Origin of the sequence: Limimaricola sp. AA108-03, assembly GCF_050847355.1 — a bacterium.
Classification (GTDB): domain Bacteria; phylum Pseudomonadota; class Alphaproteobacteria; order Rhodobacterales; family Rhodobacteraceae; genus Limimaricola.
The window spans coordinates 3,185,363-3,206,170 of record NZ_CP193755.1 but is presented as its reverse complement, the minus strand read 5'-3'; the positions used below and the strand labels follow the sequence as shown (position 1 = coordinate 3,206,170).

Genomic DNA, 20,808 nt, shown 5'->3' with positions numbered 1-20,808 from the left:
CGGACCACCGTGGTGCCGACTCGTCCATGTTCCCCCAGGAACGATGTGAATCGCATGGGCAAGTTAGCCGCTGGCTTTGGAGGTCATCAACCGAACAACGCGCTTGACGACGGACTCCGCTGAATCGAATCCGCGCCGATTTCACCGGTCCCCTGAATCCTAAGGGCCGCGCGCAAGAGCCGTGCGAGGCCGCCACAGCACGTTCCGGACGGCCCCGATATCCTAAGGGATCAACTTGACAGCGAGGTGACGCCAAGCCCCGCGATTCTTTCGCAACGGCAGCGAAACGACAACGAAAAAGGGGCGCCCCTTTCGGGGCACCCCTCTGTATTCGTTTGCCTTTGCGGCAAGATCAGGCGGCGAGCGCCTTCACGCGCGACGACAGGCGCGACATCTTGCGGGCGGCGGTGTTCTTGTGAACGACACCCTTGGTGACGCCGCGCATCAGCTCGGGCTGAGCTTCGCGCAGGGCGGCCTGGGCGGCGTCCTGCTGGCCGGAGGCGATCGCCTCCTCGACCTTGCGCAGGAAGGTACGGATGCGCGACCGGCGCATCTTGTTGATCGCGAAGCGGCGCTCGTTCTGGCGAGCGCGCTTCTTGGACTGGGGCGTGTTGGCCATGTGTCGAGAATCCACTTGCGGGGTAACTGTTCTGAAGCCGCGTCTCTAAGCCCGAGTCGGCCGCTAGTCAACCTGTCGCGCCGCCTTTTCCACAGCTCAGCGGTCGCGGTATTGCGGTTCGCGCTTCTCGCGGAAGGCGGCCATGCCCTCGGCCTGGTCCTCGGTCGAGAACAGCGCCTCGAACAGCCGCCGCTCATAGGCCAGCCCCTCGGTCAGCGGCAGCTCCTGGCTGCGGTTCACCGCGTCCTTGATCGCGAGCACGGAGACCTGGCTCTTCTCGGCGATCTTCGTCGCCGCCGCCCGTGCCTCCTGCTCGAGCTGGCGCGCCGGCACGACACGACTCACCAGCCCGGCGCGCTCGGCCTCCTCGGCCGACATGAAGCGACCCGTCAGGTGCATGTCCATCGCCTTAGGCTTGCCCACGGCGCGGGTGAGCCGCTGGCTGCCGCCCATCCCCGCCATGATCCCGAGATTGACCTCCGGCTGCCCGAACTTGGCGGTGTCGGCGGCGATGATGATGTCGCAGGCCATCGCCAGCTCGCAGCCGCCACCCAGCGCGTAGCCCGCCACCGCCGCGATGATCGGTTTGCGAATCCGCGCCAGCCGCGCCATGTCGCCGGCATAGAGCGCGCGGCGATACATCTCGACGAAGGACAGATCGGCCATCTCGGCCACGTCGGCGCCCGCCGCGAAGGCCTTGTCCGAGCCGGTCAGCACGATGCAGCGCACCTTGTCGGAGCGGTCGGCCTCATCGAGCGCGGCGACCAGCTCGCGCAGCAGCACCGAGTTGATGGCGTTCATCGCCTGCGGGCGGTTGAGCGTGATGGTGGCGATGTCGTCCTCGGTTTCGACGAGGATGGTAGTATAGGCCATGGCTGTCTCCGGCTGCTTTCGCGAAACCTGACCCGCCCCGCCCCGGCGATCAAGTCACCTCTGGCAGCGCGCGCACAGGAAGGTCGAACGCCCGGACTGCACGATCCGGTCCACCCGGCCGTCGCAGCCCGCGGTCGGGCAGGCCGCGCCCTCGCGGTCATAGACCCTGAAGCCGTGCTGGAAATAGCCCATCGCGCCATCGGCCTGCCGGTAATCCTTGAGCGAGGAGCCCCCGGAGGTGATCGCCTCCTCCAGCACCACCCGGATCAGCGGCACCAGCGAGGCGACCCGCGCCGCCGAAATCCGCCCGGCCTTGCGGCGCGGATCGATGCCGGCGCGGTGCAGCACCTCGCAGACATAGATGTTGCCGAGCCCCGCCACCAAGCGCTGGTCGAGAAGCGCGGTTTTGATCGGCACCATCCGCCCCCTGAGCCGCTTTACGAGATAGGCCTCGTCGAAGCGGTTGCCCAAGGGCTCAGGCCCGATCTCGCGCAGGAGCCAGTGCGCCTCGACCGCCTCTGTCGCGGCCAGATCCATCGCCCCGAAGCGGCGCGCGTCGTTGAAGGTCACCCGCGCGCCATTGGCCATGTCGAACACCACGTGGTCGTGCTTTTCCGGCGCGGGATGCTGATGATGGAAATGGCCCAGCTTCATGCCCGACAAGGTCATCCGCCCCGACATGCCCAGATGCACGATCAGCGTCTCGCCGCCCGACAGGTCCGCGAGGATGTATTTCGACCGCCGCCGCAGCCGCTCGACCCGCTGTCCCGCGAGCCGCTCGGCCATGCGTTCGGGAAACGGCCAGCGCAGGTCGGGGCGGTTCACATGGGCGGTCTCGATCACCACCCCCTCCATCGCGGGGGCAAGCCCGCGACGAACCGTCTCGACCTCTGGCAATTCGGGCATGGGTTCTTTCTTTCGCACGTTGCGGGCTATATGCCGCCACTGAGCCCTATCAAGGCATCACGGCGGCACGGGACAAGACCCTTGAGCGACGATCAGACCACGCATTTCGGCTACCAGACGGTGCCCGAGGACGAGAAGGCAGGCCGCGTGCGCGGCGTCTTCACCTCCGTCGCCTCGCGTTACGACGTGATGAACGACGTGATGAGCGTCGGCATCCATCGCCTGTGGAAGGACGCGATGATGGACTGGCTGGCGCCGCGCCCGGGCCAGAAGCTTCTCGACGTCGCCGGCGGCACCGGCGACGTGTCGTTCCGCTTTCTCGGCCGCGCCGGGCATGGCCATGCCACGGTCTGCGACCTCACCGAATCCATGCTGGTCGAGGGCCGCAAGCGGGCCGAGGCCGAGCGGCTGGGCGACAGCCTCGACTGGGTGGTGGGCGACGCGATGGCGCTGCCCTTCCCCGATAACAGCTTCGACGTCTACACGATCAGCTTCGGCATCAGGAACGTCACCCGGCCGCAGAAGGCGCTCGACGAGGCGTTCCGGGTGCTGCGCCCCGGCGGCCGCCTGATGGTGCTGGAGTTCAGCCAGATCCCCAACGAGATGATGCAGAAGGCCTACGACCTCTACAGCTTCAACATCATTCCGGCGATGGGCGAGCTGATCGCGAACGACCGCGACAGCTACCAGTATCTGGTGGAATCGATCCGCCGCTTCCCGGACCAGGAAACCTTCCTCGGCATGGTCGAGGCGGCGGGCTTCGAGCAGGCCAGGTACCGTAACCTGAGCATGGGCATCGCCTGCCTGCATTCGGGGTGGAAGCTCTGAGGGGCCCGCACAACCTGATCCGGCTGATCCGCACCGGCGCCACCTTCGAGCGCACCGGCGCGATGGCCGTGGTGCTCGACGCGATGGACGCGCCGCGCCCGCTGCGGCTGGCGATCCGGCTCTTCGCCGCGCCGTTCCGCTGGCTCGGCTACGAGGGCAACCCCGAGATGCCCGCCGCCACCCGCGCGATCACCGCGCTAGGTCCCGCCTATATCAAGTTCGGCCAGATCCTCTCGACGCGACCGGACGTGGTGGGCGACGAGCTCGCGGTGCAGCTGCGGGTGCTGCAGGACCGGCTCGCCCCCTTCCCCACCGCGCAGGCCAAGCGGGCGATCGCGATCGAGCTGGGCCAGCCGGTCGATCAGCTCTTCTCGGAGTTCTCCGAGCCCGTCGCCGCCGCCTCGATCGCCCAGGTGCACCGGGCGCGCCTCGCCGAGACCGGCGAGATCGTCGCGGTCAAGGTGCTGCGCCCCGGCATCGAAAAGGCGTTTCGCCGCGACATCGAAGCGTTCTACTTCGCCGCCCGGATGATCGAGCGGTTGTCGCCCGCCTCGCGCCGGCTGCGCCCCGTGGAGGTGATCGCGCATTTCGAGAGCGTGGTGCTGGGCGAGCTGGACCTGCGGCTCGAGGCCGCCGCCGCGGCCGAGTTCGCCGCCAACACCGCCAAGGACGAGGGCTTCGCCGTGCCGGCGCTGCGCTGGCACCTCTCGGGGCGGCGGGTCATGACGATGGGCTGGGTCGACGGCATCGGCGCGGCCGAGGTGGCCGAGATCGACGCCGCCGGTCACGACCGCAAGCACCTCGCCGCCCGGGTGCTGCAACTGTTCCTCGCACATGCGCTGCGCGACGGCTATTTCCACGGCGACATGCATCAGGGCAACCTCAAGGTCGGCCCCGACGGCACGCTGATCGCGCTCGATTTCGGGATCATGGGGCGGATCGACGAATACACCCGCCGGGTCTATGCCGAGATCATCTTCGGCTTCATCCGCAAGGACTACAAGCGCGTCGCCGAGGTGCATTTCGAGGCGGGTTACGTCCCCGCCGACCGCGACGTCGATGCCTTCGCCTCGGCCCTGCGCGCCGTGGGCGAGCCGATCTTCGGCATGGACGCCTCGCGGATCTCGATGGCGCGGCTGCTCAACTACCTGTTCGAGGTGACCGAACGCTTCGGCATGCAGACCCGCACCGAGCTGATCCTGTTGCAGCGCACCATGGTGGTGGTCGAGGGCGTGGCGCGGACGCTCGACCCGCATATCAACATCTGGGAGGCCTCGCGCCCGGTGGTCGAGGACTACATCCGCGAAAGCATCGGCCCCAAGGCCGTGGCCCGCGATCTCGGCCGCACGATACAGGTGCTGTCGCGCTTCGGGCCGCGGCTCCCCGCACTGGCCGAGGCGGCGCTGGTCCGGCAGAGCCACCCCGAGCCGAAGGAGCGGCGGCGCGAGTTGCCGCCGCTTGGCTGGGTCGCCGTCGGCGCGGCGCTGACGGCGGCGGCCGGCTGGGTCGCCTCGCTGGTCTAGAAGGCCTCTCGCAGCGCCGTGACCTGCGCCACAGGTACCAGCGCCCCGCCATCGAGAAGCAGCATCACGCCCCCGGCCTCGAGCCGCGCCTCGCGCACACGGCCATAGGTTTCGACAACGTCGCGGCCGATCTCCTCCCCCCCGGACAGGCTGGCGATGGCAAAGCCGTAGTCACCGGCCGGCAGCGGCATGCCCCGCGCATCCGTACCGGCCCATCGAAAGGATTGCGGACCGGGCGGGACCTCGTGGCGCATCACCTCGCGGCCTGCGGCATCGCTCACCACCAGCAGGCCGGCCTCGGCCCCGGGCCGGGTCTCGAAGCCGATATCCAGCGGCGCGCCGTCGAATGTGGCGGGCACCGGGGCGCGTATCTCGCGCCCGACCCAGGCCGCGACCTGCGACAGCTCCCCCTGCCCCTGGCTTCCCGACAGCGCCGCCAGCAGCTCGTTCGTCCGCACCTGCTGCTCGACCCCCGAAAAGGTCGCGAGCTGCACCGCGTAGTCGGCGGACTCCATCGGTTCGAGCGGATCCTGATTGCGGATCTGCGCCGTCAGCATCTTCAGGAACATCTGGAAATCCGCGGCGCCGGTAAGACCGGTGCGGCCCTCGGCCCGAACGGGCGTCGGCAACTGGGCGGTGGCATCTGGCAACAGGGTCATGTCGGCCTTTCCTAGAGACGGAGATCGAGGCCCATGAGGGGCGCTCCCGCTGGAGGGTGGGGGATTGCGGCGCCTGGCCCCTCTCCCGGCGGCAAGGGGTCCCAGTGATCCGGGTCGCCTTCTTTTCGCGACGGCGTCCCATCGCCCCCCCGTCCGTCCTCGAAGCCGAGGCTGACGGAACGGTAGCCCAGCGCGCGAAGCTCCCCGGCAAGCTCCTGCAGGTGCCGCCGGATCAGCTCGGTCGTGTCACCGCGTTCGGCAGCTATGGTCAGGGTGATCCGATCGCCCTCGGTATGGATCTGCATCGCCACGCGGCCCAGCTCCTCCGGATCGAGCCTTAGATCGACCCGCCCTCCCGCCATGGCGGTGATCCGGGCGGCCTGTTGCGCCATTTGCTGCGCCACCGAACGCGGCGTCGTCGCAATCCGCATCTCTTCCACTGCCGCCTGGCTCCGTTCCGCCGGGACCAGAGCGCCCCAATCCTCCAAACCCGGCGCTTCGGCGCTGCCGGGTGCCGAAGGAGCCGGTGCCACCGCCCTCGGGGAGGAAACCCCCGCCAAAACAGAAATTCTTCGGACCGTCACCGTAGCTTCCCCCGCCCCGGCCATGTCGGTCCTGTCTCCATCTCCCAGCCGCACTGCAGGAACCGGGGCGTGATTCGGTGGGGCAGTCCTGCTTCGTATCCCGGCCCTCTGCGTCACTATGCTGCCTCGGGCTGCCCCTTCTGAGTGCGGCGCAAATCCTGCTCCCTGAACCAAATCAGCACGATGGGCGCTGCGCGTCGGGACGGCACCATCCAAGGGCGTCTCCCGATGGGCAGCATCCATCGCTGAGACCGACCGCGTTCCGGATGTCTCCGATCCGGCCGCGCTTCGGCCGTGCGATCCTGGCATCGCATCCGCTTCGAAATCCGGAGCCTCCGCCTCAGCAGGTTCCGAACCGCCTCGCCCGACTTCGGCGGCAGGGGGAATTGGGCTGGTCTCCCGATCCGAGGGGCTCGCCTTCTTCGCGGTAGAGGCAGGCTTCTCCGAAGCGGCTGCCGGAACCGCGAGCGCCGGTTCCTCCACCTCCTCGGTTTCCTCGCGCCTCACCTCGGCCTCGCCCCCCCGAGTTCCGTCCCGTCCTCGTCCTCCCTCGGAAACCAGCGCCGCGAAACCCTTCCCGCCCGTCGAGGCGGCCATCTCTCCCCGCGGCGAGATGGGTCTATTGCCCGGACCAAGAAGCGGGTCGAACATGCGGCGTCCCTTCGTCGTGTCGGCTTGGATGCAGCATGACCGGAAAGGCTTACCGTATCTTTACCGGGTGGCGGAATGATCGAGGCCGATCCCTGTGGAGAAGAGATTTGCCATGATTCCCCAGACCTCCCTCTCACCGCCACCGGCAGGACCGTCCGGGCATGACACCAGGCCAGCGGCCCCCGACCCGCTCTGGCGCGCGGCCCAGGCGCTCGAGGCCGGTTTCCTGTCGGAACTCCTGCGCCTGTCGGATCCCGACACATCTCATGCGGGCTTTGGCGGTGGCCCCGGCGAAGCGCAGTTCCGGTCCTTCCTGATCGAGGCCCAGGCCGAGCGCATGACTGCTGCCGGCGGCATCGGGCTGGCCCGGAAACTCTACACCGCCATGGGCGGGCAGGATCGATGAAGCCCCCCCTGACGGACCGGCTGGCCGAACTGCTGGCAACCGAACGCGCGGCGCTCCTGTCGGGGCGCCTGGCGAATCTGGGCCCGATGCTCGACACCAAGACAGCTCTCGTGGAAGCGCTGTCGACGCAGACGCAGAGCCGGGACGCGCTCGCCGCTATCGAAGCGGATCTGGCCCGCAATGCCCGTCTCTACGAGGCGGCGCTGGCGGGGCTGCGCGAGGGAGAGGCCCGGGCGGCCGCGCTGCGCCGTGTCGAGGGCGGCTTTGCCACCTATGACCGCGACGGCCGGCCCCGCCCCGCCACGACGGCCGCCGCACCGGCGCTGCGGCGCGGGGCCTGAAGGGTTCGAGTCGAATGCCCCGCATTCGGGCCCTGCGCATTAGGCCCCGCTTAAGCCCCGCTTGCGACAAGGAGGTCGTCACCGGATCAGCCGGCGACAGATGGCGGCGGGATACGACCCGGTCCGCGCGACGTCAGAATGGCCGTCCGAACGTCCGCGCCCGGCGCGGGCCTGCATTGAAACCCGGCGCGCGATGGCCGCCGAGCTTTGGGACCATACATATGTCCAGCATTCTGACCAATAACGGCGCGATGGTCGCGCTGCAGACCCTCAAGGGGATCAATTCGAGCCTTTCCAAGACCCAGACCGAGATTTCGACCGGAAAATCGGTCTCCTCGGCCAAGGACAATTCCGCCGTCTGGGCGATCTCCAAGGTGATGGAGTCCGACGTGAAGGGCTTCAAGGCGATTTCCGACAGCCTGGCGCTGGGCGAATCCACCGTCGCCGTGGCGCGCCAGGCCTCGGAGACCGTGACCGACCTCCTGACCCAGATGAAGGGCAAGATCGTCGCCGCGCAGGAGGGCAACGTCGATCGCGTGAAGATCAACGCCGATGTCAGCGCGCTCAAGGACCAGATCACCTCGGTGGTCAGCGCCGCCCAGTTCAACGGGCTCAACCTGATCGACGGCAATACCGCATCGGCCGACGTATTGTCCTCGCTCGACCGGGACTCGAGCGGCAACGTCACCGCCTCGAACATCACCGTCACCGGTCAGGATCTGGCGATCGGCGGCTACAGCGCCAAGGCCGCCTTTACGGGCTCCGACGGGCTGGCGGCCGATAATGACGACGCCTTTGGCTTCTCGCTCGATGGCACCGGCGGCACCGATGACGACGGCACCATCGTCATCGTCGATCCGACCTATGCGGCGGGCGACAAGATCTCGCTCACCATCGGCGAGCAGGAAGTGTCCTATACCATCACCGCCGACGACATCGCCTCGACCTCGGTCGAGGACATCATCGCCGTGAACCTGAAATCGGCGATCGAGGCCACCGATGCCGAGGTCTCGGTCGACTACAACATCGCCAATGCCGGCACGCTGGTGATCACCAACACCGGCACGGAATCGGTCGCCATCTCGGGCCAGTTCCAGAACGCCGGGGCCGGCGGGCTGGGCACCATGGCGGCGATCGACGTCTCGACCCAGGCCGGCGCCGCCTCGGCGCTGGGCACCATCGAGACGCTGATCGACACGGCGATCGATGCCGCCTCGGCCTTTGGTTCGGTGCAGGGCCGGATCGAGACCCAGGCCGACTTCATCTCGCAGCTGACCGACTCGCTCAAGGCGGGGATCGGCAGCCTCGTCGATGCCGACATGGAGGAAACCTCGGCCCGGCTGCAGGCGCTCCAGGTGCAGCAGCAGCTCGGCGTGCAGTCGCTGTCGATCGCCAACCAGGCGCCGCAGTCGATCATGTCGCTGTTCCGCTGAGGAACCCCGGGCGGGGGGCCGGATCGAGCGCCCCGCCCAGCTGCTGCTGACGGAACCGACCGCTGCAGGGCCCGGCAAAGCCCGGCCCCCTGGTCCCGCGTCCTGAAAGGACCCATTCGTGAACCTCGTCGAACAAGCGCGCCGGGCCTACGGCCCCGGCAACATCGCCCTGCGCTCCGGGCGCTCCGCCGAACACCAGGTGATCAGCGACGTCACCGCGCGGCTGCAGGCCGCCGCCAGCTTCGCGCAATGCGCCGCCGCGCTGCACGACAATCGCCGGCTCTGGACCCGGCTTGCCGCCGACGTGGCCGATGGCGCGAACGGCCTGCCACCGGCATTGCGCGCCCGCATCTTCTATCTCGCCGAGTTCACCCATCACCACAGCCGCCGCGTGCTGCGCGGCGAGGCCGGGATCTCGGCGCTGGTCGAGATCAACACCGCCGTGCTGCGCGGGCTGTCGAGCCGCCCCGACGAGGGCGCGGCCTGATGTCGGGGCTGGTGCTCAAGCTGGGGCCCGGCGAGCGATTGCTCGTCAACGGCGCGGTGATCGAGAATGGCGAGCGTCGTTCGCGGTTCTCGATCCTCACGCCCGAGGCCAACATCCTGCGACTGCGCGATGCGATCCGCCCGGGCGAAGCCAACACCCCGGTCCGCCGCGTGTGCTACATCGCGCAGCTGGTGCTGTCGGGCGACGTGCCGGCCCCGGCCGGCCATGCACAGATCCTGTCCGGGATAGAGCAGCTGAGCCAAGTGTTCCGCGACGCCGACAGCCGGGCGCTGCTCGCGGCGGCGAGCCAGGCGGCGGTCGGCGGCGAAAGCTATCGCGCGCTCAAGAGGCTGCGCGCGCTGCTGCCGCGCGAGGAACGGATGTTCCGCCTGTCGCCCGACCCGTCTTCGAACCCGCCCCCCGGTGCGTCATGAGCTTTCAGCCGGTGCTGCCGCTTTCCGGCTATGCCGGCTGGCGCTTTCTCGGGCGCAGCCTCGAGGCGCAGACCGAAAGCCACGCCAAAAGCCCGCGCGTGGCCAGCCTCACCGCGCATTTCCGTGACAACATCGCGCGGGTGCAGACCCCGGACGACCTCTTGAGCGACCGCCGCCTGCTGACCGTCGCGCTCGAGGCCTTCGGGCTGGGTGCGGATATCGATGCGACCGCCTTCATCCGCAAGGTCTTGGCCGACGGCACGACCTCAGGGGAGGCGCTGTCGAGCAGGCTCGCAGACAAGCGCTACGCCGCCTTTTCGCGCGCCTTCGGCTTTGGCGATCTCGGCCCGCGGACCGGCCTGCCGGCATTCGCCCAGGAGATCGTCACCCGCTACGAGCGGCTGAGTTTCGAGGCGGCGGTGGGCGAGCAGGACGATGCGCTGCGCCGGGCGCTCAACGCCGACGCCGCGATCGCGGAGGTGATCGAAGGCGCGTCTTCGGACAACGCGCGCTGGTTCGCGATGATGGGAAACGCGCCGCTGCGCTCGGTCTTCGAGGCGGCGATGGGGCTGCCATCCAGCTTTGCCAGCATCGATCTCGACCAGCAGCTCGAGCAGTTCCGCGACCGGGCCGAGCGGATCTTCGGCCTCTCGCGCTTCGAGGATTTCGCCGCGCCGGACGCGCAGGAAAAACTGGTGCGGCTGTTTCTGGTGCGCGAGCAGGCGGCGCAGGCCGCCGCTGCCGGTCCGGGCCAGATCGCGCTGATGCTGCTTCAGGGCTGAGACTTTGGCAGCGGCGACAGGATCCGGCGCAGCGCCGCGTGGCTCGCGGCGCAACCGGCGTCGCGTCGCGTCAAGAACGCGTCGAGTTCGGCGTGGCAGGCCAGCGCCCGGTCCACGGCCGGATCGGAGCCCGCCTGATAGAGCCCGGCCTGAATCATCGGCTCGGCCCGCGCATAGGCGCCGAGCAGGCGGCGCGCCTCGGCCAGCACCGCATTCTCGGGGCCGCTGGCCGAGGCCGGCAGCGCGCGAGAGACCGAGGCCAGAAGATCGACCGCGGGAAACCGGCCGCGCTCGGCGATGCCGCGATCGAGCACGACATGGCCATCGAGTACGCCGCGCAGCCAGTCGGCCACAGGCTCCTCCATGTCCGAACCGGCGACCAGCACCGTGTAGACCGCCGTGATGTCGCCTTGCCCGCCCGCGCCCGGCCCCGCCCGCTCGCACAGCTGCGCGATCGCCGCGGGGGTCGAGGCCGGAAAGCCGCGCAGGCTCGCAGGCTCCCCGGCGGCGGCGGCGATCTCGCGATGCGCCTCGGCATGACGCGTCACGCTGTCGATCAGCAGCAGCACCTGCCGCCCCGCATCGCGAAAATGCTCGGCCACCGCCGTCGCCGCCTCGGCGCAGCGGCGCCGCATCGAGGCGGCGCGATCCGAGGTGGCGGCAACCAGCACTGCGCGCGCCATGCCCTCTCCCAGCACCTCGGTCACGAAATGGCGCAGCTCGCGCCCGCGTTCGCCCACCAGCCCGATCACGATGATGTCGGCCTCCACCCCGCGCGCCAGATCGGCCAGAAGGGTCGATTTGCCGACACCGGAGCCGGCGAAGAGGCCAAGGCGCTGGCCCCGCACCAGCGGCAACAGCGTGTTGAACACGGCAAGCCCGGTGTCGAGCCGGAGCCCGAAGCCGCGCCGTGCCTGTGGCGGCGGCGGCGCGGCGCGACGGGCCCGCGGCACCGGCCCCGGCAGCAGCGGCCGGCCATCGAGCGGTCGACCGTCGGGATCGATCACCCGACCGATCCAGCCCTCATGCGGCGCAAAGACCGGATCGGGCCGCACACGCACCGGGTCACCGACCGCCACGCCCTCGGCCCCGCTCTCTGGCAGCAGCCGCGCCAGCGTCTCGCCCAGATGCACCACCTCGGCGGCAAGGCGCGTGCCATCGGCGCGGACCACCTCGACCCGCGAGCCGAGCCGGACCCGGCCGATCAGCCCGGAGACCAGTAGCGCCGCATCCCCGGCCTGCACGATGCGCCCCTGCGCGGAGCGCGCCGAAAGACGGCCCAGTGCCCGGGTGACGAGATCGACCTGATCGGTGTCCATGGCGAGGCCCTCCTTGCTGCCGCGAACCCGTTTTTAAGGAATCAGGCTTAATCGGGGGTTGAAGCGACCGAGGGAGAACCCCGCATGTACCAGTCGATCAACCTCTTCGACGCCGCCGCGACGCTGGCCCGCCGAAGCGGCGCGCGCGCCGCCGTCATCGCCGCCAACATCGCCAATGCCGATACACCCGGTTTTCGTGCGCAGGCGGTGGACGGCGTGGCGGCGGAGACCGGCTCGGGCGTCACGCTGCGCCGCTCGCGCCCCGGCCATCTGGGCGGCACCGGCGCCACGGAACCGCGCCTGTCCGATCGGCCGGGACCGGCCGCGCCGAACGGCAACACCGTTTCCCTGGAGACCGAGATGATGGCGGCGGCCGCGGCCAGATCGGATCATGGCCGCGCACTCGCGGTCTATCGCCACGCCATGGGCGTGATCCGCAGCAGTCTCGGAGGCCGGTGATGAGCGATTTCGACACCGCCATCGGCGCGGCGGCGAGCGGCATGCGCGCCCAGGCCGCGCGGCTGCGCCACGTGGCCGAGAACATCGCCAACAGCGACACCCCGGGCTATCGCCGCAAGACCGTGAGCTTCGAGGCCGAGATGGCGCGCGCGCGCCCCACCGGCAGCGTCGCCGCCGGGCCGGTCCGGCTCGACCAGAGCCCGCTGGAGCGGATCTACGACCCCGCGCATCCGATGGCCGATCCCGACGGTCACTACGAGGGCTCGAATGTCGACCTGCTGATCGAGATCGCGGATTCGCGCGAGGCGGGACGCGGCTACGAGGCGAATCTCAAGATGTTCGACCAGGTGAAGCAGATGTCGCGGGCGCTGCTCGACCTTCTGCGCCGGTAATCAAGGAGTATTCCGTCATGGAACTCGGCCCACTCGTCTCCCGGCATTACGCCGCCTCGAAATCCGCCACCACGCCCGAGCCGGGCGGCGATGGCGCCACGCTGGCCGCCGCGGCCCGGGATTTCGCCGCGACCATGGCGCGCGGCGAAGGCGCCGCCATGGCCGCGATGCAAGGCGGCGGCGACCCGCATGCCCTCGTGCAGTCCCTCGCTCAGGCCGAACTGGCGGTCGAGACGGTCACGACCCTGCGCAACAAGGTGGTCGAGGCCTATCAGGAAATCCTGAGGATGCCGGTCTGATGCCGCAGGAGCAGTTCTTCGACACGATGCGCCAGGGGCTCTGGATCGCGGTCACCGCGAGCCTGCCGATCCTGAGCGTCGCGCTGACCGCCGGGCTGGTGATCGGCCTGTTCCAGGCGCTGACCTCGATCCAGGAGGCGACGCTGACCTTCGTGCCCAAGCTCGCGGCGATCGTCGCGGTGTTCTGGGCCACGATGGGCTTCATGACCGCCACGCTCACCGCCTTCTTCCACGGGGTGATCGTGCCGCAGATCGCAGGGGGCTGAGATGGAGAACGCGGGCTACGCGACTCTGACGCGGCAATCGGGGCTGATGGCGCAGATGCGGATGGTGGCCAACAACGTCGCTAACACCGCCACCACCGGCTACCGGGCCGAGGGCATGATCTTTGCCGAGCATGTCGCCGCCACCGGCGATGGCCAGCCTTCGCTGTCGATGGCCAGCGCCAGCGTGCGGATGACCGATGCGACGCAGGGCGCGCTGTCGCGCACCGGCGGTGCCTTCGACCTCGCCATCGAGGGGCCGGGCTTCTTCCTCGTCGGCACGCCCGCTGGCGACCGGCTGAGCCGTGCGGGCGCGTTTACCCCCAACGAGCTGGGCGACCTCGTCACGCCGGAGGGTTATCCGCTTCTGGATGCGGGCGGCGCGCCGGTCTTCGTGCCGCAGGGCGCGGGGCCCGTGGCCATCGCCGCCGACGGCACGATCTCGGCCGGGGGCCAGCCGGTCGGGCAGATCGGGCTCTTCGCGCCCGAAAATCCGCGGGACCTGATCCGCGAGGATGGGGTGCGGTTCAGGACTGAGGCCGGGGTGATCCCGGTCGAGGGACGGATGGTGCAGGGCTTTCTCGAAGAGTCGAACGTCGATCCGGTGGCGCAGATCGCCCGGATGATCGAGGTGCAGCGCGCCTACGAGCTCGGCCAGAGCTTTCTCGACAGCGAGAACGAACGCATCCGCGGCACCATTGAAACCATGGGCAGGTAGGGACATGACATGAGAACGCTCCAGATCGCGGCCGCCGGCATGAGCGCGCAGCAGATGCGGGTCGAGGTGATTTCCAACAACCTCGCCAACATGAACACCACCGGCTACAACGCCCGCCGGGCCGAATTCGCGGATCTGCATTACCAGCAGATGGCCCGCCCCGGCACGATCAGCTCGGCCACCGGCACGGTGCTGCCCACCGGCATCCAGCTCGGGCTCGGCGTGCGGCCCACATCGGTGTCGATGATCGTGCAGCCGGGCGTCTCGGTGGCGACGGGGGGCGATCTCGACCTCGCCATCGAGGGCGAGGGCTATCTCGAGGTGACGCTGCCCGACGGATCGGCCGCCTATACCCGCGATGGCGGGCTCAAGCTCACCGGCGACGGGCTGGTGGTGACCTCGGACGGGCATCCGGTGGTGCCCAACGTCACGGTGCCGGCCGATGCGCAATCGGTCTCGATCAACGCCGAGGGCGAGATCTATGCGCATTTCCGCGACCGGGTCGAGCCCGAGCTTCTGGGCCAGTTCGCGCTCGCCGGTTTCCCGAATCCGCGCGGGCTCGAGGCGATCGGCTCGAACCTGTTCCGCGAAAGCCCCGCCTCCGGCCCCTCGCTCGCCGCCGCACCCGGCCAGGACGGTCTGGGAACCTTGCGGCAGGGCTATCTGGAGGAGAGCAGCGTCGACCCGGTCAAGGAGGTGACCGAGTTGATCGAGGCGCAGCGCGGCTACGAGCTGAACTCCAAGGTCATCTCCGCCGCCGACCAGATGCTCGGCGCCATGGTGCAGATCCGATGATCCGCCCCATCGCCCTGGTGGCGCTTCTTGCCGGGCCCGCCGCGGCCGAGATGGTGGTGGTGCCGGCGCGCACCCTGCCGCCGCGCACCATGATCGGCCCCGAGGATCTGCTGTTGCGCGATCTCGACGCGCTGGGCGCGGTCATCGACCCGGCGCGGATCATCGGGCTGGAGACGCGGGTCGCGCTCTATGCCGGCCGCCCGGTGCGGCCCGGCGATGTCGGCCCGCCCGCGACGGTGGGGCGCAACGCGATCCTGCCGCTGATCTACGAGGCGGCGGGGCTGCGCATCGTCACCGAGGGGCGGGCGCTGGACCGCGCCGGACCCGGCGACCTGATCCGGGTGATGAACCTCGCCTCCCGCGCCACCGTTACCGCCCGGATCGGGCCGGACGGGATGGCGCATGTCTCACGCTGACGGCCCGAATGGCCGTCCCCTTGGCCCCCGAAGCCGGGGCCGCCCCACGGCCCCGAAGCGGGCCGAACGCCGCGAGGACGAGATGCGCCTGACCCCCTTTCTGCTGCTTCTGGCCGCCGCGGCCTGCAACCGCGCACCGGTCGGACGGCCGCCCGCCTTCACGCCGCCCGAACAGAGCGGCGAGCGGCGCGCCATGCTGGCGCCGCCCGCCCCCTACATGACCGAGCTGCCGAGCCACCCGCCGCAGCTCGCCCCCGCCTCACTCTGGACCGGCGATCGCGGCTCGCTCCTCGGTGACAGGCGGGCGATGCAGCAGGGCGACATCCTCACCGTGGTGATCGAGATCGACGACAGCGCCGCGATCTCGAATGCCTCGGACCGCTCCCGCTCCGGCTCGGAATCGATGGCGGTGCCGAACCTGTTCGGCCTGCCGCAGCGAGCCGCGCGGCGCCTGCCCGAAGGCGCGACCCTCGATCCCGGGGTCGGGCTCAACAGCGCCTCGACCTTTTCGGGCGATGGCTCGGTGCGCCGCGACGAGCAGCTGGAGCTGCGCATCGCGGCCACGGTGACGCAGGTGCTGCCGAACGGCGTGCTCGCGATCGAGGGGCAGCAGGAGGTGCGGGTGAATTTCGAGCTGCGCGAGCTGATCGTCACCGGCTACGTGAACCCCGCCGATATCAGCCGTCTCAACCAGATCACCTATGACAAGATCGCCTCGGCCCGGATTTCCTATGGCGGCCGCGGCCAGATCAGCGACGCGCAGCAGCCGCGCTACGGCCAGCAGGTCGTGGATTCGGTGCTGCCCTTCTGAGGAATAACGATGAAAGCCCTGCTGCTTCCCCTGCTGCTCGGCGGCCTCGGCACCGGCGGCGGCGTCGGCGCGGCGCTGCTGCTCGCCCCCGCGCCGGACGCCGAGGAAGAGACCAGCTGCGCCGAATCCGAACCGGTGCAGGCCGCGCCCGCCCCCGCCGCGCCGCCGCCGGACGTGCCCAGCGCCTTCGCCAAGCTCAACAACCAGTTCATCGTGCCGGTGGTCGAGGAGGGCCGGGTTTCGGCCATGGTGGTGATGTCGATGAGCATCGAGGTGGTCGAGGGCGCGCAGACCGAGGTCTTCGCGCGCGAGCCACGGCTGCGCGACGGATTCCTGCGGGTGCTGTTCGACCATGCCAATCTCGGCGGTTTCGAAGGCGTCTTCACCGCCGCCGCGCCGATGCGCGAGCTGCGCGCCGGGCTGCTCGAGGTGGCGCGCGACACGGTCGGGGCCGAGCGGGTGATCGACGTGCTGATCACCGAGTTCGGGCGGCAGGACGTCTAGGGCCGCTCGACCCGCCGCGACGCGGCCCGCGCCCGTGCCTGCCGCGCATTCTCGACCATCCGCCTTGCCGCCTCACGTCGTCCGAAGGCGGGGCGCAGCTCCTCGATCGCCTTGTCGATCTCGACCCTGAGACGGGCCAACTCGGCCAGCAGGGCGCGGCGCCGGGTATCCGCCCAGCCCTGCCACAGCAGGTCGGCCCCGGCGCGCCGGGCCGGATCGATTTCCGGCCCCGGCGCGCGCAGCGGCCGCTCCAGCCCCCGGATCGTCCGATGCAGAGCCTCTTCCTCGGCCCGCAGCGTCACCAGACGACCCCGCTTCGCGTCGAAGACGGCCTCGGTCAGCCGCAGCAGCAGCTCGGGATCGCCCCGTCTCATCGACCGCGTCTCTTACGGCGCATCGCCTCAGCGAAACGGATCGCGGCGGCAACGGCGCGGTACTGCTCGGGCGCGATCTCCTGGCCGATCTCGACCGTGGCGTAGAGCGCCCGCGCCGAGGGCGGGTCCGACCGCAGCGGCACGCCCGCCTCGGCCGCCACCTCGCGGATTCGCGCGGCCATCGCGTCGACCCCCTTGGCCACGCAGCGGGGCGCGCCGCCGGCGGCCCGATCCCAAGCCAGCGCCACCGCGTAATGGGTCGGGTTGACCATCACCACCTCGGCCTTCGGCACCTCGGCGATCATCTGGCTCATCGCGATCTCGACCCCCTTCTGTCGCCTCTGCCCCTTCAGATGCGGGTCGCCCTCGCTCTCCCTGGTCTCGTCGGTGAGCTCCTTGCGGCTCATCCGGTTGTGGCGCAGATGTTCGGCGCGCTGGAACAGCAGGTCGAGCGCGCCGAGCGCCAGCGCCACCAGCAGCACGAGGCTCATCAGGCCGAGGCAGAGCCGTCCCATCTCGGCAGCGATCTGGCCGGGCGAAAGCTGCATCTGTCCCAGAAGCCGCGGCATCTGGCGCCGCAGGTAGATCGCGAGGACCACGCAGTAGAGCACCAGCTTGGCAAAGCTCTTGGCGAATTCGAACAGCCCGGCCCGGCCGAACTTGTTGCCCAGCCCCTTGATCGGCGAGATCCGATCCGGCTTGGGCCGGATCTTCCCGGGGGCAAAGACCAGCCCGCGCTGGGCCAGAACCGCGAGCAGCGCCAGCGCCGCCGGGGCGACGAACAGCGGCCAGATCGCGCCCGCCACGGCCCAGATCAGCCCGCCGGCGACCGCTCTGCCACCGCCCGCGAAGGCATCGCGGGCCAGGGTCCCGGCCCGGTCGAGCGGCGCCATCAGCGCCGTGCCCAGCGCTTGGGCGATCATCGGGCCGGCGGCGAGCCCGGCCAGCACCAGCCCGCCATAGCCGGCTGCGGTAATCAGGTCGGTCGAGCGCGGGACCTCGCCGCGCTTGCGGGCCTCGTCGAGCTTCTTCTGCGAGGGTTCGTGGCTTTTTTCGGCGGCGTCCTCGTTCCCGCTCATGGCCCGGCACCGAAGGGCACCCCCATGAAGCCCCACAGGGCGGCGCGCCAGATCGGCAACAGAAGCGGCGCGCTGAGCCACAGCAGCAGCAGCGCGCCGCCGGTGATTGCGGGCGCGCCGATGAAGGCGACCATCAGCTGCGGCATGGCGCGGTTGATGACGCCGAGCGTGAGGTTGTAGACCAGCGCCGCGATCAGGAAGGGCGCGGCGAGCACGAAGCCCAGGCCAAAGATCCGCGCCACCTGCGCCAACCCCGCCTCGGCCAGCGCCGCCGGGTCGGGAAACTGGCCCGGCGGCAGGATCTCGTAGCTCAGCAGCATGTATTCGGCGGCGCGCAGGTGCAGCCCCGACAGTGCGGCCAGCGCCAATCCGCCCAGGATCAGCACCTGCCCGATCGCGGGGGCCGGGTCCGTCGCCGTGCCGCCGGTGAGCTGCGCCAGCGAGGTCGATTGCGCCGCCATCGTGCCCGCGACCTGCAGCGCGACGACGAAGAGCCGCAGCATCAGCCCCAGCGCCAGCCCGGCGACGATCTCGGCCCCGCCCTGCGCCAGCCGCGCGCCCGCGCCGCCGGGCAGCGTCGCCATCAGCGGCGCGAGCATCGGCAGCAGCACGGCGGCAAAGCCCAGCGCCGCCGCGAACCGCACCCGCACCGGCACCAGCTGTTCGCCGAAGACCGGCAACAGCGTCGCCAGCGTTCCGACCCGCAGGAACACCAGCATCGCCGCCCAGAGCCCGTCGCGGCCCTGATCGAGCAGCAGGCTCAGCGCCGGATCGGTCATGCCGGCACCAGCCCGACGATGGCGGGGCGCGCATCGACGCCGATTTCCTCGAAGGAGAGCACCGGGTTGGGAATGCCCTTGGCGGCCATCACCGTGCGCAGGAACCGCCGCCTGCGGCTTGTGGTGACCAGCGCCGCGTGGTCGCCCTGCTCGGCGGCGCGGGCCATCTTGTCGGCGATGGCCTGCGCCAGCCGGTTGAAGGCCTCGGGCGGCAGCGCCACGTCCGAACCCCGGTCCGGCGCCATCTGGTGCGCGGCAAAGGCCTCCTCCCAATCGGGCGATAGCTGCACCAGCGGGATCGTTCCGTCGGCGCGCCTGAGCTCGGCCACGATCTGGAAGCCGAGCCGCTGGCGCACATGTTCGGCCACGGCCTCGGCCGAGGCATGCAGTTGCCGCCCCTCGGCCGAGGCTTCGAGGATCACCGGCAGGTTGCGGATCGAGACGCGCTCCTCGAGCAGCAGCCGCAGCACCGCCAGCAGCAGGTCCAGGGGCAGCCTGTCGGGCACCAGCTCGTCGAGCAGCCGGCGATTGGCCTCGGCCCGGGCCGCGTCGCTGAGATTGGTCATCTCGTCGAGCAACCGGCGCAGCGCCCGCAGCGTCAGCAGCCTCGGGAAGTTGCGCTTGATCACCTCAAGCAGATGCGTGGCCAGCACCTCGGCGGGCCAGACGGTGGTGAGGCCCGCCAGTGCGGCCTGCTCCTGCGCCTCGGGCGCGATCCAGCGCGCCGGCGCGCCATAGACCGGCTCGGCCACGCTCTCGCCCGGCAGCTCCTCTGCGGCCTCTCCGGTGAGCAGGGCCAGCACCTGGCCCGGGCGCAGCAGGTCGCGCTCCTGCTCGACGCCCTGCACCCGGATCACGTAGCCGCCCTCGGGCAGCCCCGCATCGTCGGTGAGCCGGATTTCGGGCAGCAGCAGGCCGAAGCGGGTGGCCACGTGGCTGCGTATCGAGGCGATGCGCGCGTCGAGCCCGGTCGCCGGGTCGAGCACCATCTCCACGAGGTCGGGCGCGAACTCGACATGGATGTCGTCGAGATCGAGCATGTCGCCCATCGAGGCCCCGGGCGCCGGCGCGACCGCCTCTTCGGGGTCCGGCCGGGCCCGCGCTTGCGCCTGTAGCCCGAGCCAGGCGCAGCCGCCCAGCACCACCGCGCCCAAGAGGAACGGCAGCGCCGGCAGCCCCGGCACCAGCGCGAAGAGCCCCAGAAGCAGCGCCACGGTGCCCAGCGCCGCCGGATGACGGCCAAGCTGCGCCACCAGCGCCAGGTCGGTGGCGCCGGTCGCGCCGCCACGCGCCAAGAGCAGCGCCGAGGCGACCGAGATGATGACGGCGGGGATCTGGCTCACCAGCCCGTCGCCGACGGTGAGGATCGCATAGGTCTCGAAGGCGCGGCCCGCCTCCATGCCATGCACCAGCGTGCCCATGACGAGGCCCATGACGAGGTTGAGCGCGGTGATCAGCAGCCCCGCCACCGCGTCGCCCTTCACGAACTTGGACGCGCCGTCGAGCGAGCCGAAAAAGGTGGTTTCGGCCTGTTCGCGGGCGCGGCGTTCGCGCGCCTCGGCATGGTCGATCGCGCCGGCCGACATGTCGGCGTCGATGGCGAGCTGCTTGCCCGGCATCGCGTCGAGCGCGAAGCGCGCGCCGACCTCGGCCATCCGGGTCGCGCCCTTGTTGATCACCACGAAGTTGACGATCAGCAGCACCCCGAAGACGACGATGCCCAAGAGCACCGAGCCGCCCATCACGAACATCGCGAAGCCCTCGATCACCCCGCCCGCGGCGCCGGTGCCGGTATGGCCCTGACCGATGATCAGCTTGGTCGAGGAGACGTTGAGCGACAGCCGCAGCATCAGCGAGGCGAGCAGCACCGTCGGAAAGGCTGAGAAATCGAGTGGCCGCTCGATGAACAGGGTCGTGGTGAACATCAGGATCGCGAGCGCGAAGCTCGCCGCCAGCCCGATATCGAGCACGATAGAGGGCATCGGCAGGACCATCATCACGATGATCGCCATCAGCGCCAGGGCCAGAAGGACCGTGGGCTGGAACAACACGCGGGGCGAAAGGGCTGGCATTC

The 20,808-nt window shown here is 70.1% G+C and carries 27 protein-coding genes; 17 read left to right on the top strand and 10 right to left on the bottom strand.

Features of this window, described 5'->3' with window-relative positions; genetic code table 11:
- Positions 1-352: 352 nt before the first annotated feature.
- The 3 genes from rpsT to mutM form a co-directional block, all read right to left on the bottom strand.
- Positions 353-619, bottom strand: a complete 267-nt coding sequence (rpsT, locus tag ACRAQ3_RS15650) for a 30S ribosomal protein S20 (RefSeq protein ID WP_085895157.1) — start codon at positions 617-619, stop codon at positions 353-355.
- A gap of 96 nt (positions 620-715) precedes the next feature.
- The gene (locus tag ACRAQ3_RS15645) at positions 716-1,492 is read right to left on the bottom strand and encodes an enoyl-CoA hydratase-related protein (protein WP_269397404.1); all 777 of its coding nucleotides are present in this window, start codon (positions 1,490-1,492) and stop codon (positions 716-718) included.
- A gap of 54 nt (positions 1,493-1,546) precedes the next feature.
- Positions 1,547-2,398 carry a bifunctional DNA-formamidopyrimidine glycosylase/DNA-(apurinic or apyrimidinic site) lyase gene (gene mutM, locus ACRAQ3_RS15640; RefSeq protein WP_432255238.1) on the bottom strand — a complete coding sequence of 284 codons (852 nt, stop codon included), beginning with the start codon at positions 2,396-2,398 and terminating at the stop codon, positions 1,547-1,549.
- A 30-nt stretch (positions 2,399-2,428) separates the two neighbouring features.
- Between mutM and ubiE the strand changes: the two genes are divergently transcribed.
- Together ubiE and ubiB are read left to right on the top strand one after the other, a co-directional pair.
- Entirely contained in the window at positions 2,429-3,226 is a 798-nt protein-coding gene (ubiE, locus tag ACRAQ3_RS15635) for a bifunctional demethylmenaquinone methyltransferase/2-methoxy-6-polyprenyl-1,4-benzoquinol methylase UbiE (protein WP_432255237.1), read from the top strand.
- A complete protein-coding gene (gene ubiB / locus ACRAQ3_RS15630) occupies positions 3,223-4,749 on the top strand; it encodes a 2-polyprenylphenol 6-hydroxylase (protein WP_432256304.1) in 1,527 nt (508 codons plus the stop codon). The genes ubiE and ubiB overlap by 4 nt, the downstream gene beginning before the upstream one ends.
- Here the strand turns inward: ubiB and ACRAQ3_RS15625 are convergent.
- Complete coding sequence (locus ACRAQ3_RS15625; protein WP_432255236.1) at positions 4,746-5,408, bottom strand: flagellar hook capping FlgD N-terminal domain-containing protein; 663 nt, start codon at positions 5,406-5,408, stop codon at positions 4,746-4,748. The two genes, ubiB and ACRAQ3_RS15625, sit on opposite strands and share 4 nt — an antisense overlap.
- 11 nt (positions 5,409-5,419) lie before the next feature.
- Positions 5,420-5,941, bottom strand: a complete 522-nt coding sequence (locus ACRAQ3_RS15620; protein ID WP_269397400.1) for a flagellar hook-length control protein FliK — start codon at positions 5,939-5,941, stop codon at positions 5,420-5,422.
- 814 nt (positions 5,942-6,755) lie between these two features.
- Between ACRAQ3_RS15620 and ACRAQ3_RS15615 the strand changes: the two genes are divergently transcribed.
- The 6 genes from ACRAQ3_RS15615 (at position 6,756) to ACRAQ3_RS15590 (ending at position 10,526) form a co-directional block, all read left to right on the top strand.
- Positions 6,756-7,049 (top strand): rod-binding protein, encoded by a 294-nt coding sequence (locus tag ACRAQ3_RS15615; RefSeq protein ID WP_432255235.1) that lies wholly within the window; start codon positions 6,756-6,758, stop codon positions 7,047-7,049.
- On the top strand, positions 7,046-7,390 hold the full coding sequence (locus ACRAQ3_RS15610) for a flagellar biosynthesis protein FlgN (protein WP_432255234.1): 345 nt from the start codon (positions 7,046-7,048) through the stop codon (positions 7,388-7,390). The genes ACRAQ3_RS15615 and ACRAQ3_RS15610 overlap by 4 nt, the downstream gene beginning before the upstream one ends.
- 221 nt (positions 7,391-7,611) lie before the next feature.
- Positions 7,612-8,823 (top strand): flagellin, encoded by a 1,212-nt coding sequence (locus ACRAQ3_RS15605; protein ID WP_432255233.1) that lies wholly within the window; start codon positions 7,612-7,614, stop codon positions 8,821-8,823.
- A 118-nt stretch (positions 8,824-8,941) separates the two neighbouring features.
- On the top strand, positions 8,942-9,310 hold the full coding sequence (gene flaF, locus ACRAQ3_RS15600) for a flagellar biosynthesis regulator FlaF (RefSeq protein WP_432255232.1): 369 nt from the start codon (positions 8,942-8,944) through the stop codon (positions 9,308-9,310).
- Entirely contained in the window at positions 9,310-9,744 is a 435-nt protein-coding gene (flbT, locus tag ACRAQ3_RS15595) for a flagellar biosynthesis repressor FlbT (RefSeq protein ID WP_269397395.1), read from the top strand. The genes flaF and flbT overlap by 1 nt, the downstream gene beginning before the upstream one ends.
- Positions 9,741-10,526, top strand: coding sequence for a DUF1217 domain-containing protein (locus ACRAQ3_RS15590; RefSeq protein WP_432255231.1), 786 nt, complete (start codon positions 9,741-9,743; stop codon positions 10,524-10,526). The genes flbT and ACRAQ3_RS15590 overlap by 4 nt, the downstream gene beginning before the upstream one ends.
- Here the strand turns inward: ACRAQ3_RS15590 and ACRAQ3_RS15585 are convergent.
- Complete coding sequence (locus ACRAQ3_RS15585) at positions 10,517-11,845, bottom strand: FliI/YscN family ATPase (protein ID WP_432255230.1); 1,329 nt, start codon at positions 11,843-11,845, stop codon at positions 10,517-10,519. The two genes, ACRAQ3_RS15590 and ACRAQ3_RS15585, sit on opposite strands and share 10 nt — an antisense overlap.
- Positions 11,846-11,929: 84 nt before the next feature.
- On the opposite strand from ACRAQ3_RS15585, the gene ACRAQ3_RS15580 reads away from it, so the two are divergent.
- From ACRAQ3_RS15580 to ACRAQ3_RS15540, 9 genes are all read left to right on the top strand, one after another.
- A complete protein-coding gene (locus ACRAQ3_RS15580) occupies positions 11,930-12,304 on the top strand; it encodes a flagellar basal body protein (RefSeq protein WP_432255229.1) in 375 nt (124 codons plus the stop codon).
- Positions 12,304-12,696, top strand: a complete 393-nt coding sequence (flgC, locus tag ACRAQ3_RS15575) for a flagellar basal body rod protein FlgC (protein ID WP_432255228.1) — start codon at positions 12,304-12,306, stop codon at positions 12,694-12,696. Before ACRAQ3_RS15580 ends, flgC begins: the two co-directional genes overlap by 1 nt.
- A 17-nt stretch (positions 12,697-12,713) precedes the next feature.
- Entirely contained in the window at positions 12,714-12,995 is a 282-nt protein-coding gene (gene fliE, locus ACRAQ3_RS15570; RefSeq protein WP_269397390.1) for a flagellar hook-basal body complex protein FliE, read from the top strand.
- Positions 12,995-13,261, top strand: a complete 267-nt coding sequence (locus ACRAQ3_RS15565) for a flagellar biosynthetic protein FliQ (protein WP_373568030.1) — start codon at positions 12,995-12,997, stop codon at positions 13,259-13,261. Before fliE ends, ACRAQ3_RS15565 begins: the two co-directional genes overlap by 1 nt.
- A gap of 1 nt (position 13,262) precedes the next feature.
- Complete coding sequence (locus ACRAQ3_RS15560; protein ID WP_269397389.1) at positions 13,263-13,976, top strand: flagellar hook-basal body complex protein; 714 nt, start codon at positions 13,263-13,265, stop codon at positions 13,974-13,976.
- A 9-nt stretch (positions 13,977-13,985) separates the two neighbouring features.
- The gene (gene flgG, locus ACRAQ3_RS15555; protein ID WP_432255227.1) at positions 13,986-14,771 is read left to right on the top strand and encodes a flagellar basal-body rod protein FlgG; all 786 of its coding nucleotides are present in this window, start codon (positions 13,986-13,988) and stop codon (positions 14,769-14,771) included.
- Positions 14,768-15,187, top strand: a complete 420-nt coding sequence (flgA, locus tag ACRAQ3_RS15550) for a flagellar basal body P-ring formation chaperone FlgA (protein WP_432255226.1) — start codon at positions 14,768-14,770, stop codon at positions 15,185-15,187. Before flgG ends, flgA begins: the two co-directional genes overlap by 4 nt.
- An 82-nt stretch (positions 15,188-15,269) precedes the next feature.
- A complete protein-coding gene (gene flgH, locus ACRAQ3_RS15545; protein ID WP_432255225.1) occupies positions 15,270-15,998 on the top strand; it encodes a flagellar basal body L-ring protein FlgH in 729 nt (242 codons plus the stop codon).
- Positions 15,999-16,007: 9 nt separating this feature from the next.
- Entirely contained in the window at positions 16,008-16,502 is a 495-nt protein-coding gene (locus ACRAQ3_RS15540) for a flagellar basal body-associated FliL family protein (protein ID WP_269397386.1), read from the top strand.
- On the opposite strand, the gene ACRAQ3_RS15535 is transcribed toward ACRAQ3_RS15540, so the two are convergent.
- Genes ACRAQ3_RS15535 through flhA form a run of 4 tightly spaced genes read right to left on the bottom strand, consistent with a single transcriptional unit; the run spans position 16,499 to position 20,806 of the window.
- On the bottom strand, positions 16,499-16,876 hold the full coding sequence (locus ACRAQ3_RS15535) for a hypothetical protein (protein WP_432255224.1): 378 nt from the start codon (positions 16,874-16,876) through the stop codon (positions 16,499-16,501). The genes ACRAQ3_RS15540 and ACRAQ3_RS15535 overlap by 4 nt on opposite strands.
- On the bottom strand, positions 16,873-17,955 hold the full coding sequence (locus ACRAQ3_RS15530; RefSeq protein WP_432255223.1) for an EscU/YscU/HrcU family type III secretion system export apparatus switch protein: 1,083 nt from the start codon (positions 17,953-17,955) through the stop codon (positions 16,873-16,875). Before ACRAQ3_RS15530 ends, ACRAQ3_RS15535 begins: the two co-directional genes overlap by 4 nt.
- Positions 17,952-18,734, bottom strand: coding sequence for a flagellar biosynthetic protein FliR (locus ACRAQ3_RS15525; RefSeq protein ID WP_432255222.1), 783 nt, complete (start codon positions 18,732-18,734; stop codon positions 17,952-17,954). The genes ACRAQ3_RS15530 and ACRAQ3_RS15525 overlap by 4 nt, the downstream gene beginning before the upstream one ends.
- Complete coding sequence (flhA, locus tag ACRAQ3_RS15520; RefSeq protein ID WP_432255221.1) at positions 18,731-20,806, bottom strand: flagellar biosynthesis protein FlhA; 2,076 nt, start codon at positions 20,804-20,806, stop codon at positions 18,731-18,733. The genes ACRAQ3_RS15525 and flhA overlap by 4 nt, the downstream gene beginning before the upstream one ends.
- Between the last annotated feature and the right edge of the window lie 2 nt (positions 20,807-20,808).

What these genes read in the sequence shown, in the direction of transcription:
- rpsT (WP_085895157.1), bottom strand. Translation starts at nt 619, where the DNA reads ATGGCCAACACGCCCCAGTCCAAGAAGCGCGCTCGCCAGAACGAGCGC.
- ACRAQ3_RS15645 (WP_269397404.1), bottom strand. Translation starts at nt 1,492, where the DNA reads ATGGCCTATACTACCATCCTCGTCGAAACCGAGGACGACATCGCCACC.
- mutM (WP_432255238.1), bottom strand. Translation starts at nt 2,398, where the DNA reads ATGCCCGAATTGCCAGAGGTCGAGACGGTTCGTCGCGGGCTTGCCCCC.
- ubiE (WP_432255237.1), top strand. Translation starts at nt 2,429, where the DNA reads ATGCCGCCACTGAGCCCTATCAAGGCATCACGGCGGCACGGGACAAGA.
- ACRAQ3_RS15625 (WP_432255236.1), bottom strand. Translation starts at nt 5,408, where the DNA reads ATGACCCTGTTGCCAGATGCCACCGCCCAGTTGCCGACGCCCGTTCGG.
- ACRAQ3_RS15615 (WP_432255235.1), top strand. Translation starts at nt 6,756, where the DNA reads ATGATTCCCCAGACCTCCCTCTCACCGCCACCGGCAGGACCGTCCGGG.
- ACRAQ3_RS15610 (WP_432255234.1), top strand. Translation starts at nt 7,046, where the DNA reads ATGAAGCCCCCCCTGACGGACCGGCTGGCCGAACTGCTGGCAACCGAA.
- ACRAQ3_RS15605 (WP_432255233.1), top strand. Translation starts at nt 7,612, where the DNA reads ATGTCCAGCATTCTGACCAATAACGGCGCGATGGTCGCGCTGCAGACC.
- flbT (WP_269397395.1), top strand. Translation starts at nt 9,310, where the DNA reads ATGTCGGGGCTGGTGCTCAAGCTGGGGCCCGGCGAGCGATTGCTCGTC.
- ACRAQ3_RS15590 (WP_432255231.1), top strand. Translation starts at nt 9,741, where the DNA reads ATGAGCTTTCAGCCGGTGCTGCCGCTTTCCGGCTATGCCGGCTGGCGC.
- ACRAQ3_RS15585 (WP_432255230.1), bottom strand. Translation starts at nt 11,845, where the DNA reads ATGGACACCGATCAGGTCGATCTCGTCACCCGGGCACTGGGCCGTCTT.
- ACRAQ3_RS15580 (WP_432255229.1), top strand. Translation starts at nt 11,930, where the DNA reads ATGTACCAGTCGATCAACCTCTTCGACGCCGCCGCGACGCTGGCCCGC.
- flgC (WP_432255228.1), top strand. Translation starts at nt 12,304, where the DNA reads ATGAGCGATTTCGACACCGCCATCGGCGCGGCGGCGAGCGGCATGCGC.
- fliE (WP_269397390.1), top strand. Translation starts at nt 12,714, where the DNA reads ATGGAACTCGGCCCACTCGTCTCCCGGCATTACGCCGCCTCGAAATCC.
- ACRAQ3_RS15565 (WP_373568030.1), top strand. Translation starts at nt 12,995, where the DNA reads ATGCCGCAGGAGCAGTTCTTCGACACGATGCGCCAGGGGCTCTGGATC.
- ACRAQ3_RS15560 (WP_269397389.1), top strand. Translation starts at nt 13,263, where the DNA reads ATGGAGAACGCGGGCTACGCGACTCTGACGCGGCAATCGGGGCTGATG.
- flgG (WP_432255227.1), top strand. Translation starts at nt 13,986, where the DNA reads ATGAGAACGCTCCAGATCGCGGCCGCCGGCATGAGCGCGCAGCAGATG.
- flgA (WP_432255226.1), top strand. Translation starts at nt 14,768, where the DNA reads ATGATCCGCCCCATCGCCCTGGTGGCGCTTCTTGCCGGGCCCGCCGCG.
- flgH (WP_432255225.1), top strand. Translation starts at nt 15,270, where the DNA reads ATGCGCCTGACCCCCTTTCTGCTGCTTCTGGCCGCCGCGGCCTGCAAC.
- ACRAQ3_RS15540 (WP_269397386.1), top strand. Translation starts at nt 16,008, where the DNA reads ATGAAAGCCCTGCTGCTTCCCCTGCTGCTCGGCGGCCTCGGCACCGGC.
- ACRAQ3_RS15535 (WP_432255224.1), bottom strand. Translation starts at nt 16,876, where the DNA reads ATGAGACGGGGCGATCCCGAGCTGCTGCTGCGGCTGACCGAGGCCGTC.
- ACRAQ3_RS15530 (WP_432255223.1), bottom strand. Translation starts at nt 17,955, where the DNA reads ATGAGCGGGAACGAGGACGCCGCCGAAAAAAGCCACGAACCCTCGCAG.
- ACRAQ3_RS15525 (WP_432255222.1), bottom strand. Translation starts at nt 18,734, where the DNA reads ATGACCGATCCGGCGCTGAGCCTGCTGCTCGATCAGGGCCGCGACGGG.
- flhA (WP_432255221.1), bottom strand. Translation starts at nt 20,806, where the DNA reads ATGCCAGCCCTTTCGCCCCGCGTGTTGTTCCAGCCCACGGTCCTTCTG.